Annotated in this window: 11 protein-coding genes; 5 read left to right on the top strand and 6 right to left on the bottom strand. The window is 70.4% G+C overall.

Annotated features, from left to right (window positions below):
* Positions 1–188: 188 nt before the first annotated feature.
* Entirely contained in the window at positions 189–1,853 is a 1,665-nt protein-coding gene (locus tag OHA19_RS14840; RefSeq protein ID WP_405716299.1) for a fumarate hydratase, read from the bottom strand.
* A gap of 206 nt (positions 1,854–2,059) precedes the next feature.
* On the opposite strand from OHA19_RS14840, the gene OHA19_RS14835 reads away from it, so the two are divergent.
* Together OHA19_RS14835 and OHA19_RS14830 are read left to right on the top strand one after the other, a co-directional pair.
* Entirely contained in the window at positions 2,060–2,722 is a 663-nt protein-coding gene (locus OHA19_RS14835) for a DUF1707 domain-containing protein (protein WP_405750448.1), read from the top strand.
* A gap of 174 nt (positions 2,723–2,896) precedes the next feature.
* On the top strand, positions 2,897–3,280 hold the full coding sequence (locus OHA19_RS14830; RefSeq protein ID WP_405716301.1) for a WhiB family transcriptional regulator: 384 nt from the start codon (positions 2,897–2,899) through the stop codon (positions 3,278–3,280).
* A gap of 283 nt (positions 3,281–3,563) precedes the next feature.
* On the opposite strand, the gene glpX is transcribed toward OHA19_RS14830, so the two are convergent.
* The gene (gene glpX / locus OHA19_RS14825; RefSeq protein ID WP_405716303.1) at positions 3,564–4,595 is read right to left on the bottom strand and encodes a class II fructose-bisphosphatase; all 1,032 of its coding nucleotides are present in this window, start codon (positions 4,593–4,595) and stop codon (positions 3,564–3,566) included.
* Between the two features lie 141 nt (positions 4,596–4,736).
* Between glpX and OHA19_RS14820 the strand changes: the two genes are divergently transcribed.
* Positions 4,737–5,255 carry a DUF4245 domain-containing protein gene (locus tag OHA19_RS14820; RefSeq protein WP_405716305.1) on the top strand — a complete coding sequence of 173 codons (519 nt, stop codon included), beginning with the start codon at positions 4,737–4,739 and terminating at the stop codon, positions 5,253–5,255.
* A 154-nt stretch (positions 5,256–5,409) separates the two neighbouring features.
* Here the strand turns inward: OHA19_RS14820 and OHA19_RS14815 are convergent, their stop codons facing one another.
* The 4 genes from OHA19_RS14815 to OHA19_RS14800 all read right to left on the bottom strand — a co-directional run bounded on the left by OHA19_RS14815 (position 5,410) and on the right by OHA19_RS14800 (position 9,334).
* Positions 5,410–6,000 (bottom strand): malonic semialdehyde reductase, encoded by a 591-nt coding sequence (locus OHA19_RS14815; RefSeq protein ID WP_405716306.1) that lies wholly within the window; start codon positions 5,998–6,000, stop codon positions 5,410–5,412.
* A gap of 209 nt (positions 6,001–6,209) precedes the next feature.
* Complete coding sequence (locus OHA19_RS14810) at positions 6,210–6,476, bottom strand: exodeoxyribonuclease VII small subunit (RefSeq protein WP_405716307.1); 267 nt, start codon at positions 6,474–6,476, stop codon at positions 6,210–6,212.
* Positions 6,477–6,552: 76 nt separating this feature from the next.
* Positions 6,553–7,764: an exodeoxyribonuclease VII large subunit gene (xseA, locus tag OHA19_RS14805; protein WP_405716308.1), complete on the bottom strand. Its 1,212-nt coding sequence runs from the start codon at positions 7,762–7,764 to the stop codon at positions 6,553–6,555.
* Between the two features lie 151 nt (positions 7,765–7,915).
* Positions 7,916–9,334 (bottom strand): APC family permease, encoded by a 1,419-nt coding sequence (locus tag OHA19_RS14800; RefSeq protein WP_405750445.1) that lies wholly within the window; start codon positions 9,332–9,334, stop codon positions 7,916–7,918.
* Positions 9,335–9,444: 110 nt separating this feature from the next.
* Between OHA19_RS14800 and OHA19_RS14795 the strand changes: the two genes are divergently transcribed.
* On the top strand, positions 9,445–10,434 hold the full coding sequence (locus OHA19_RS14795; protein WP_405716312.1) for a 4-hydroxy-3-methylbut-2-enyl diphosphate reductase: 990 nt from the start codon (positions 9,445–9,447) through the stop codon (positions 10,432–10,434).
* 131 nt (positions 10,435–10,565) lie between these two features.
* Positions 10,566–11,303: a polyphosphate--glucose phosphotransferase gene (gene ppgK, locus OHA19_RS14790; RefSeq protein WP_405716314.1), complete on the top strand. Its 738-nt coding sequence runs from the start codon at positions 10,566–10,568 to the stop codon at positions 11,301–11,303.
* Positions 11,304–11,339 lie beyond the last annotated feature (36 nt).

Below are 11,339 nucleotides of genomic sequence, written 5' to 3'. Positions count from 1 at the left end.
GCGCGTCACCGGCCCATATTCACCGAGCGGTCGCGCTCACCCATGACCGCGCGATTGCACGAATGTAATCTGCATGCTTGTGAAGGACGATCCTGGTCGCGACATCGGGCCTGCTGGAGGAGTGAGAACGGCCCCGAGGGAGCGCTCCGGCCGGAACGCTCCCGCAGGGCCGGCCTTCTGCCGACCGGTCAGGCGAGACCCGGGCCCCGCACCGGAATGCTGGTGAAGGTCGGTGCCGGGGCGGGCTCGGTGAAGAAGTCGTTGCCCTTGTCGTCGACGACGATGAACGCGGGGAAGTCCTCGACCTCGATCCTCCAGACCGCCTCCATGCCGAGCTCCTCGTACTCGACGACCTCGACCTTCTTGATGCAGTCCTGCGCGAGGCGGGCCGCCGGGCCGCCGATCGAGCCGAGGTAGAAACCGCCGTGCGCGTCGCACGCGTCGGTGACCTGCTTGGACCGGTTGCCCTTGGCGAGCATCACCTTGGAGCCGCCCGCCGCCTGGAACTGCGCGACATAGCTGTCCATGCGGCCGGCCGTCGTCGGGCCGAAGGAGCCGGAGGCGTAGCCCTCGGGCGTCTTCGCCGGGCCCGCGTAGTAGACCGGGTGGTCCTTCAGGTACTGCGGCATCTCCTCGCCCGCGTCCAGTCGTTCCTTGATCTTGGCGTGCGCGATGTCGCGGGCCACGACCAGCGGGCCGGTCAGCGAGAGCCGGGTCTTGACCGGGTACTTGGTCAGCTCGGCGAGGATCTCGTCCATCGGCCGGTTGAGGTCGATCTTCACGACGTCGCCCGAGTCCAGGTGGGCGTCCTCGGTCTCCGGCAGGAAGCGCGCCGGGTCCTTCTCCAGCTGCTCCAGGAAGACGCCCTCGGCGGTGATCTTCGCGGTGGCCTGGCGGTCCGCCGAGCAGGAGACGGCGATCGCGACGGGCAGCGAGGCGCCGTGCCGGGGGAGGCGGACGACGCGGACGTCGTGGCAGAAGTACTTGCCGCCGAACTGGGCGCCGATGCCGATCTTCTGCGTCAGCTCGAAGACCTTCTCCTCCAGCTCCTTGTCCCGGAAGCCATGACCGGTGGGGGAGCCCTCGGCGGGCAGCTCGTCCAGGTAGTGCGCGGAGGCGTACTTCGCGGTCTTGAGCGCGAACTCGGCCGACGTACCGCCGACGACGATCGCCAGGTGGTACGGCGGGCAGGCGGCCGTGCCCAGCGAACGGATCTTCTCCTCCAGGAACTTCATCATGGAGGCCTCGTTCAGCACGGCCTTCGTCTCCTGGAAGAGGAACGACTTGTTGGCCGAGCCGCCGCCCTTCGCCATGAAGAGGAACTTGTACGCGCCGCCGTCGGTGGCGTACAGCTCGATCTGGGCGGGCAGGTTCGAGCCGGTGTTCTTCTCCTCCCACATGGTGAGCGGAGCCATCTGCGAATAGCGCAGGTTGAGCTTGGTGTAGGCGTCGAAGATGCCGTGCGACAGCGCCTCCTCGTCACCGCCCTCGGTGAGGACGTTCTGCCCGCGCTTGCCCATGACGATCGCGGTGCCGGTGTCCTGGCACATCGGCAGCACGCCCGCCGCCGCGATGTTCGCGTTCTTCAGCAGGTCGAGTGCGACGAACTTGTCGTTGGACGAGGCCTCGGGGTCGTCCACGATCCGCCGCAGCTGCGCCAGGTGGGCGGGGCGCAGGTAGTGCGAGATGTCGTGCATGGCCTCGGAGGCCAGGGTGCGCAGCGCCTCCGGCTCGACCTTGAGGAACGTACGACCGTCGGCCTCGAAGGTGGAGACACCCTCGGAGGTCACCAGGCGGTACGGCGTGGTGTCCTCGCCCAGGGGGAGCAGATCGGAGTACGCAAACTCTGGCATTACGGCCATTCCTCACTCGGCAGACGGCGGCTGACCTCCCTTGGGCAGCGCACCCACCAGGGTAGAACGCCGCAGGAGTGCCGAAGCTGTGAGGTAAGGCTCAGTTCGGCCGTCCCCGGGCGGCCGTCGCGGGGGGCGGGGTGCGACACGGCGGAGGGCCGGGCGGGGGCTAGTCGCGATCTATCGCGTTTGGGTACGCTGGGTCGGTGGACCTCGAGAAGCAGCCCCAGCAGCCAGTGGCCCCGGTGGAGCCGGCCGGTATCCGCGCCTCCGACGCGGACCGTGACCGGATCGCGGACATCCTGCGGGAAGCCATGGCCGAGGGCCGGCTCACCGCCGACGAGCACGCCGAGCGGGTCGACGCGGTCTACCGCGCCAAGACCGTCGGCGAGCTGGAACCGCTGGTACGGGACCTGCCCGCGCCGGGAGGCGCCGCCCGTACGACCGCCGTCCCCGGCGTCCATGGTCACGACAGCCCCACGGGCCCCGCCGACAACCTGGTGGCGATCTTCAGCAGTTCGACCCGCAAGGGGCGCTGGCGGGTCGGCAGCCGTACGAACGCCTTCGCGCTCTTCGGCAGCGTGGAGGTCGATCTGACCGAGGCGCTTTTCGGTCAGAGGCTCACGGTCATCAACGCGACCTCCGTCTTCGGGAGTGTCGAGGTCAAGGTTCCCGAGAACATCTCGCTGCGCGGCAGTGGCACGGGCGTCTTCGGCAATTTCGAAGTCGCCACACTGGAATCCGCCGACCCCGAAGCACCGGTGGTCGTCGTCAACGGCTATTCCGTGTTCGGCAGCGTGGAGGCGAAGCCCAAGCGCGGGAAGTTCATCGCGGACCTCCAGGACCGGCTGCGCAAATACCTCGGATAGTCCGCCGGAACTCCGCGGGAACTCCCTCGAATCCCCTTCGAAAACAAGCCAAATTCCTGGCCGACCGCTATTTCGCAGCCCGGCCCCGGTGCCACTCAGTGCTTAGGCATGCGCACAGCGGGTAGGGAATGCTGCATCGTCTCTCGCTCGCGAAGCCGTCGTCAGGAGTAGACCGTGCTGCAACTGCCGCATCAGCCCCTGCAGGTCGCCGCTGTCCCTTCCCAGCGCACCCCCGCGCGGGAGGAGCAGGCCGGCCCCTGGCATTCGGAGGCGGTGTGCCGCCGGGACGAAGCCGGGCTGTTCTTCGCCCCGTCGAAAGAGCCGACTGCTGCCAGACTCGCGCGCGAGGATTCCGCGAAGCGGGTCTGCGCGCGCTGCCCGGTGATGATCGAATGCCAGGAGCACGCGCTCATACAGCCGGAGCCGTACGGGGTGTGGGGCGGCCTCACCGCCGCCGAGCGCCGGGTGGTGCTCGCCCGTCGCAGACGTCGCGAGATGGAGCGCAAGGCCTCGGCCGTTTCCTCCGGCGCGACGGGCCGGATCGCCGCGGCGGGCTGACCGGATCCGGCCGATCCGGGCCGTACGCGTCGGTATCGCGTGGACCCCGCGTCGGTGGCCGCGTCCGCACCTGCATGCGGCGCCCCCGCGTCGGCCCCGTGTCCGCACCCGCATCGGCACCCGCGTCCGTACGGTCCCGCATTCGCGCGCACTGTCTCGCCGGCGACCACGCGAAGAGGCGCCCCCACCGCACATGGGGGGCGCCTCTTCGCGTGGTGCTTCCGGAGACCTTCCCGGCTTCCGGAGGCCTCGCCCGGCTTCCGGAAGGCGGGCGGGACCAGGTCTACTTCGCGCGGTCGAAGTCGATCGCGCTGTAGGCGCGCAGCTTCGAGAGCCGGTGCGTGGAGTCGATCTTCCGGATGGTGCCCGACTTGGACCGCATGACGATCGACTCGGTGGTCGCCGTCTCCGCGCGGTACCGCACGCCGCGCATCAGCTCACCGTCCGTGATGCCGGTCGCGACGAAGAACACGTTGTCGCCGCTGACCAGGTCGTCGGTGGACAGCACCCGGTCCAGGTCGTGCCCGGCGTCCAGCGCGCGCTGGCGCTCGGCCTCGTCCGTGGGCCAGAGCTTGCCCTGGATGACACCGCCGAGGCACTTTATGGCGCAGGCCGAGATGATGCCCTCGGGTGTGCCGCCGATGCCCATCAGCAGGTCGACGCCGGTCCCCTCGCGGGCGGCCATGATCGAGCCGGCGACATCGCCGTCGGAGATGAACTTGATCCGGGCGCCGGTCTCGCGGATCTCCTTCACGATGCCCTCGTGACGCGGGCGGTCGAGCACGACGACGGTGACGTCCTCGGGGGCGGAGTTCTTCGCCTTCGCGACCCGGCGGATGTTCACCGAGACGGGGGCGTTGATGTCGACGAAGTCGGCGGCCTCGGGGCCGGTGACCAGCTTGTCCATGTAGAAGACGGCCGACGGGTCGAACATGGCGCCGCGGTCGGCGGCGGCCAGTACGGCGATCGCGTTCGGCATGCCCTTGGCGTTCAGGGTCGTGCCGTCGATCGGGTCCACGGCGATGTCGACCTCGGGGCCGGTGCCGTCGCCGACGCGTTCGCCGTTGAACAGCATGGGGGCTTCGTCCTTCTCGCCCTCGCCGATGACGACGACGCCGTTCATCGAGACGGTGGAGACGAGGGTCCGCATGGCCTTCACGGCGGCGCCGTCGGCGCCGATCTTGTCGCCGCGGCCCACCCATCGCCCCGCCGCCATGGCGGCGGCCTCGGTGACCCGGACCAGCTCCAGGGCGAGGTTGCGGTCGGGGGCCTCGGGGGAGACCTCGAGCTGGGACGGCAGATGATGCTCGGACATCGGAGCGCACCTTTCTGTACGGCGACGACCGGAAGAGGGTGCTGCGACTCTATCGTCAGGTCGACAAAATGAGCAGACCGGGTCACTTATGAGCGGCTGCCCCCGGGGCGGGCCCATCGGGGCCAATGCGACCATGGACCCGTGGCTAGCAAGCGAGGCAAGCAGACGGTGCGGGACATGTTCCTGTCGATGGCGGTCATCTCCGCCGCGGCAGGGGTTGTTTACATCTTCGTTCCGCACGACGAGAACGCCAACCCGGTCGAGGCGGTCGACTACCGCGTGGAGCTCCTGACGGCCCGCCGGGCGGCGCCGTACCCCGTGGCCGCCCCGGACGGCTTGGCCGAGAAGTGGAAGCCGACCTCGGTCAGCTACGACCGCAAGGCGGGCAACAGCTGGCACCTGGGCTTCCTCGACCCGGAGGGCAAGTACGTCGCGGTGGAGCAGTCGACGTCCCCGGCGAAGAAATACGTCACCGAGGTCAGTCAGGACGCCAAGAACACCGGGCGTACGCAGCAGGTCGCGGGCGAGACCTGGCAGCACTGGGAGGGCCCGAAGTACGACGCCCTCGTGCGCCACGACAAGGACTCGACCACCGTGGTGACGGGTTCCGCCTCGCCGGAGCGGCTGGCGGAGATGGCCGCCGCACTCAAGTCGTCCTGACGCCGCGCCGGGCGTCACCGCCGTACGGAGAAGGGCGTCGCGGCCGTACGGAGAGAGTCGCCGTGGTACGGAGAAGGGCCCTGGAGCACCGAGTGCTCCAGGGCCCTTCTCCAGGTCCTTCTTCCGTACGCCGCACACGCGGCGACGGCCGGACTCAGACGGTCTTGACGACCTCGTCGTAGGCGAGACGCGGCAGACGCGGGAACCAGGCGTCCTCGCCCGGCTTGCCGATGTTGACGACCATCAGCAGGCTGTGGTCGCTGTCCAGGAACTCCTTCTCGATGCCCGCGGTGTCGAGGCCGGTCATCGGGCCCGCGGCCAGGCCGGCGGCGCGGACGCCGATGATGAAGTACGCGGCCTGCAGCGCGCCGTTCAGCGCGGCGGCCGACTCGCGGACCGGGCGCTCGGAGAAGAACGCGTCCTTGGCCTGCGGGAAGTGCGGGAGCAGGGCGGGGAGCTCCTCGTGGAACTCGTTGTCGGTGGCCAGGATCGCGACCAGCGGGGCGGTCGAGGTCTTCGGCTGGTTGCCCTCGGCCATGTGCTTCACGAGGCGCGCGCGGGCGTCGTCGGAGCGGACCAGGACGACGCGCAGCGGCGACTGGTTGAACGCGGTCGGCCCGAACTTGACCAGGTCGTAGATCGCCTGGACCTGCTCCTCGGTCACCGGCTCGTCGGTGAAGGTGTTGGCGGTGCGGGCCTCACGGAAGAGGAGGTCCTGGGCGGCGGGGTCAAGAGCGAGGGACATCGTGCGTATTGCCTTCCGGACGGACGCGTGGATCGACTGACCCGGATCACGGTAGTCGAAAAGTAGGTTAATGTTCAACTAAAAATGGGCGGGGTGATCCGTTCCACAGCTCCCCGCCGCCCCCGCAGCGGCCACGGGCAGTCGCTAGTGGCCGGAAGGCGGCCTCGGAGGCAGAGGCCAGAAGGTTGCCTCGGAGGCGGAGGGCGACCTCAGCCGTTGTCGGCCGTTGCCGTGCCGCCGCTCTCTCCGGAGTCCGCCGGCCCCGCAAGGGTCGCGTCCAGCCGGGCGCGCGCGCCCTCCAGCCAGTGCCGGCACACCTTCGCCAGCTCCTCGCCCCGCTCCCAGAGCGCGAGGGACTCCTCCAGCGTCGTACCGCCGGCCTCCAGGCGGCGCACCACCTCGATCAGCTCGTCACGGGCCTGCTCGTAGCCGAGCGTGCCCGTGGCACCCGCCGCCGTAGTCGCGTCGTCCGTCATGCGCCCCACCCTACGTTCCGGCCCGCCAGGGGCCTGCGACCCCGGGCCTCTCGTCCGTCCATGATCCCGACCCCGTTCACTCGCTCACCCGCACCGCGAACTCGCCCCCCGAAACCCGTGCCCGGAGCACCTCGCCCGGCGCCCCCGCGTCCGCCGGAGCCCGTACGACGTGGCCGTCGGCCCGCTGCAGCACCGCGTAACCGCGCTCCAGCGTCGCCGCGGGAGACAGCGCGACCACCCGGGCCCGGGTGTGGGCGAGCTCCGAGTCCGCCCGGTCCAGCAGATGCCCCAGCACCCGCCGGCTCCGCCCGACCAGCGCGTCGATCTCCGCCGCGCGTTCGTCCACCATCCGCTGGGGGCGCTCCATCGACGGCCGGCCCAGGGCGTGCGCCAGCCCGCGCTCCTCGCGGTCCAGCAGCCCCCGTACGGTCCGCAGCGCGCGGTCGCGCAGCTGCCGCACCCGGTCCAGCTCCTCGCCCACGTCCGGCACGATCTTCTTCGCCGCGTCGGTCGGCGTGGAGGCGCGCAGGTCCGCGACCAGGTCGAGCAGCGGGGAGTCCGGCTCATGACCGATCGCCGACACCACCGGCGTACGGCACGCGGCCACCGTCCGGATCAGTTGCTCGTCCGAGAACGGCAGCAGGTCCTCCACGCTGCCGCCGCCCCTCGCCACGACGATCACGTCGACCTCCGGCAGGTCGTCCAGCTCCTTCACCGCCTGGACCACCTGATTCACCGCGTGCACACCCTGCACCGCCGCGTTGCGCACCTCGAAACGCACCGCGGGCCACCGCCGCCGGGCGTTCTCCAGCACATCGCGCTCGGCCGCCGACGCCCGCCCGCAGACCAGGCCGATCAGCTGCGGCAGGAACGGCAGCGGCTTCTTCCGGTCGAGAGCGAAGAGCCCCTCCGAGGCCAGCGACTTCTTCAGCTGTTCCAGGCGGACCAGGAGCTCACCGATGCCGACCGGCCGTATCTCCGTGGCCCGCAGGGACAGCTGGCCGCGCGGCGCGTACCACTCGGGCTTGGCCAGGACGACGACCCGCGCCCCCTCCGTCACCACATCCGCGATCCGGTCGAAGACCTGCCGGAAGCACGTCACGCTCACCGAGATGTCCTGTGACGGGTCGCGCAGCGTCAGGAACACGACCCCGGCGCCGGGCCGGCGCGACAGCTGGGTGATCTGCCCCTCGACCCAGACCGCCCCGAGCCGGTCGATCCAGCCCCCGATGAGCCGCGACACATCACCTACGGGCAGCGGAGCTTCCGCGGACGTCTGGAGAGCCATGCGAGCGAGCGTATCCGCCCCCACCGACAACCGGGCGCCCACGACAGAACAGAACCGCCGGGCCCTGTCGTCGAACCACCGGACACCGCGCTCAGGGCACCGCGCTCAGGATGGAACGTTCGGGACACCGTCCGCACTCGGGAACGCCGACTCACCCCGCCGCCCCGGGCCGTACGCCGCGCCCCCACTGCAAGGCCAGCACCACCAGCCCCACCGCGAACCAGCACACCCCCACCACCTGGGCGCTCGGCGTCGCCTCCACGATCACCGCGATCAGCACCCCCGCACCCACCACCGGCACCAGCACATGCCGCCACCAGCTCGGCGGTCCCGCCATCCGGCGTACGGCGAACCAGCCGACCACCGACGCGTGCAGCAGCACGAAGGCCGTCAGCGCACCGATGTCGACGACCGACACCAGACGGTCGAGCCCGTCGTCCCGCCGGGCCGCCCACACCGCGGCGATCAGCGTCACCGTGGCGGCCAGCAGGATCGCGATCCGCGGCACCCCGGACCGCGGGTCGACCCTGGAGAGCAGCGAGGGCAGCCGCCGCTCCCTGGCCATCGCGAAGAGCAGCCGCCCCGCGGCCGCCTGCCCGGCCAGGGCCGCGAAGGCCGCCCCGATCGCCTTGCTGACGGCCACCAGATCGTGCAGCCAGCTGCCGACCGCCGAGTCCACCGTGTCGTAGAACGCCGACCCCTGCGCGGCCGGATCGGCGCCCAGCTCCGCCGACGTCATTGGTTCGAGCAGCGCCGCCAGATACGCCTGCGCCACGAACAGCACACCCGCCAGCACCAGACAGAGCAGCAGCGCCCGCGCCACCTTCGCCGAGCCCCCGGTCACCTCCTCCGCGAACGTGGCGATCGCGTCGAAGCCCAGATACGACAGCACCGCCACCGACACCGCCCCCAGCACCGCCGAGGCCGAGAAGCCGGAATCACCGGTGAGCGGAGTCAGCCAGCCGCGCTGCGCCCCGTCCCGTACGAGCACCACCACCGCCGACACCAGGAACACCAGCAGCACCGCGATCTCCATCGCCAGCACCGCGAAGCCGACCCGGGCGGCGGCCCGCACACCCCAGAGGTTGAGCAGGGTGGTGACGACGACGGCGAGCGCCGTCCACACCCACCGCGACACCGACGGCACCAGTGCATTCAGCGCGATCCCGGAGAAGAGATAGGCGACCGCCGGGATCAGCAGATAGTCGAGCATCGCCATCCACCCGGCGATGAACCCCGGCCCTTCCCCGAGCCCCTTGCGCGCGTAGGCGAAGACCGAACCGGCCAGTGGGAGGACCCGCACCATCTGGGCGTAGCTGAACGCCGTGAACGCCATCACCACGGTCGCCGCCACATAGACCAGCGCGACGGCACCGTCGGACTTCGCGTCCAGCGTGCCGAAGACGCCGACGGGAGCCATCGGTGCGATGAACAGGAGCCCGTAGACCACCAGGTCCCGGAAGCCGAGTGTCCGCCGCAGCCGGCCGCCCTCCTGATGCGCGCCCGCCGCTTCCGCCGTCCCAGTGGTCCCGTCCCTGCCACCGCTGCCACCGCTGCCGGTGTCCGGCATGAGCCCTCCCTGGGTCGCGTACGGATCAGTCCTGTCAGTCCTGTCAGTCCCGTCAGTCCCGTCAGTCTCGCCACCAGGCTGATCTTCCGCGCGCTCGACTCGGCCTTACGATGGGTCGCATGACTGCTACGACACCTCGCCGCGTCCTGCTCGCCGCTCCCCGTGGCTACTGCGCGGGCGTGGACCGTGCCGTGATCGCCGTGGAGAAGGCCCTGGAGCAGTACGGCTCCCCGGTGTATGTGCGCCACGAGATCGTTCACAACAAGTACGTCGTACAGACCCTGGAGAAAAAGGGCGCGATCTTCGTCGAGGAGACGGCGGAGGTACCCGAGGGCTCGATCGTGATGTTCTCCGCGCACGGGGTCGCACCGACCGTGCACGAGGAGGCGGCCGAGCGGAAGCTCGCCACGATCGACGCGACCTGCCCCCTGGTCACCAAGGTCCACAAGGAAGCCGTCCGCTTCGCGCAGGACGACTTCGACATCCTCCTGATCGGCCACGAGGGCCACGAGGAGGTCATCGGCACCTCCGGCGAGGCCCCCGACCACATCACGCTGGTCGACGGCCCCGAGGACGTCGCCGGTGTCGAGGTGCGTGACCCGTCCAAGGTGGTCTGGCTCTCCCAGACCACGCTCTCCGTCGACGAGACGATGGAGACGGTCGGCGCGCTCAAGGAGAAGTTCCCGCTCCTGATCTCGCCGCCCAGCGACGACATCTGCTACGCCACGCAGAACCGCCAGATCGCGGTGAAGCAGATGGGCGAGGACGCCGACCTCGTGATCGTCGTCGGTTCGAAGAACTCCTCCAACTCGGTCCGCCTGGTCGAGGTCGCCCTGGGCGCCGGTGCGAACGACGCCCATCTGGTCGACTTCGCCGAGGAGATCGACGAGGCCTGGCTCGAGGGTGTCTCCACGGTGGGTGTCACGTCCGGGGCGTCGGTCCCCGAGGTGCTGGTCGACGGCGTCCTCGCCTGGCTGTCCGAGCGCGGTTTCGAGGACGTGGAGATCGTGAAGGCGGCCGAGGAGTCCATCACCTTCTCGCTGCCCAAGGAACTCCGCCGCGACCTGCGCGCCGAGGCCGCCGCCCTCTCGGAGCAGTGACACCAGGCTCCGCGCCGTCCCACCCCCCGGGACGTCCCGCCCCCGCGCCGCCCCGCCTCAGGGACGCCCCGCTTCAGGGACGTCCCGCTTTCGGGAAGTGAGCCGGGCTGCCTGCCCGTACCGTGGACTGCATGCAGATCTTCGGCGTGGACATCGGCGGATCCGGGATCAAGGGCGCTCCCGTGGACCTGGACCGCGGAGACCTGGCGCAGGAGCGCCACAAAGTACTGACACCGCACCCGGCCACGCCCAAGGACGTGGCCGAGTGCGTGGCCGAGGTCGTCGGCCATTTCGAGTGGTCGGGCCCGGTGGGCGTCACCTTCCCGGGCGTCGTCACCGGCGGGGTCACCCGTACCGCGGCCAATGTCGACAAGGGCTGGATCGACGCGGACGCCCGCGGACTGCTCGGTGACCGGCTGGGCCTCCCCGTCACCGTGCTGAACGACGCGGACGCGGCCGGCGTCGCGGAGATGACGTTCGGCGCGGGCCGGGGCCGCAAGGGAACCGTGATCGTGCTGACGCTCGGTACGGGCATCGGCAGCGCCCTCTTCGTGGACGGCCGGCTCGTACCCAACACCGAGCTGGGCCACCTGGAGCTGAACGGCCACGACGCGGAGAAGCACGCCTCCACCAAGGCCAAGGAGGACGAGGACCTGAGCTGGCACCACTGGGCGCACCGGGTGCAGAAGTACCTGGCCCATGTGGAGATGCTGTTCTCGCCCGAGCTCTTCATCATCGGCGGCGGGGTCAGTCGCAAGGCCGACAAATTCCTGCCCCTGATCGAGCACGTACGGGCCGAGATGGTGCCCGCGGAGCTTCAGAACAACGCGGGCATCGTCGGCGCGGCGATGGCGGCCGGGGGCCACTGAGCACCACCCCGCACTCCCGTCCACCCGCGAGGCCGG

Origin of the sequence: Streptomyces sp. NBC_00012 (genome assembly GCF_045040875.1) — a bacterium.
Taxonomy (GTDB): domain Bacteria; phylum Actinomycetota; class Actinomycetes; order Streptomycetales; family Streptomycetaceae; genus Streptomyces.
This window is presented reverse-complemented; position numbering and strand designations above follow the sequence as displayed.

Bases quoted from the DNA above. Each gene is read 5' to 3' on its own strand.
- OHA19_RS14840 (WP_405716299.1), bottom strand. From the start codon at position 1,853: ATGCCAGAGTTTGCGTACTCCGATCTGCTCCCCCTGGGCGAGGACACC.
- glpX (WP_405716303.1), bottom strand. From the start codon at position 4,595: ATGTCCGAGCATCATCTGCCGTCCCAGCTCGAGGTCTCCCCCGAGGCC.
- OHA19_RS14815 (WP_405716306.1), bottom strand. From the start codon at position 6,000: ATGTCCCTCGCTCTTGACCCCGCCGCCCAGGACCTCCTCTTCCGTGAG.
- OHA19_RS14810 (WP_405716307.1), bottom strand. From the start codon at position 6,476: ATGACGGACGACGCGACTACGGCGGCGGGTGCCACGGGCACGCTCGGC.
- xseA (WP_405716308.1), bottom strand. From the start codon at position 7,764: ATGGCTCTCCAGACGTCCGCGGAAGCTCCGCTGCCCGTAGGTGATGTG.
- OHA19_RS14800 (WP_405750445.1), bottom strand. From the start codon at position 9,334: ATGCCGGACACCGGCAGCGGTGGCAGCGGTGGCAGGGACGGGACCACT.
- OHA19_RS14795 (WP_405716312.1), top strand. From the start codon at position 9,445: ATGGGTCGCATGACTGCTACGACACCTCGCCGCGTCCTGCTCGCCGCT.
- ppgK (WP_405716314.1), top strand. From the start codon at position 10,566: ATGCAGATCTTCGGCGTGGACATCGGCGGATCCGGGATCAAGGGCGCT.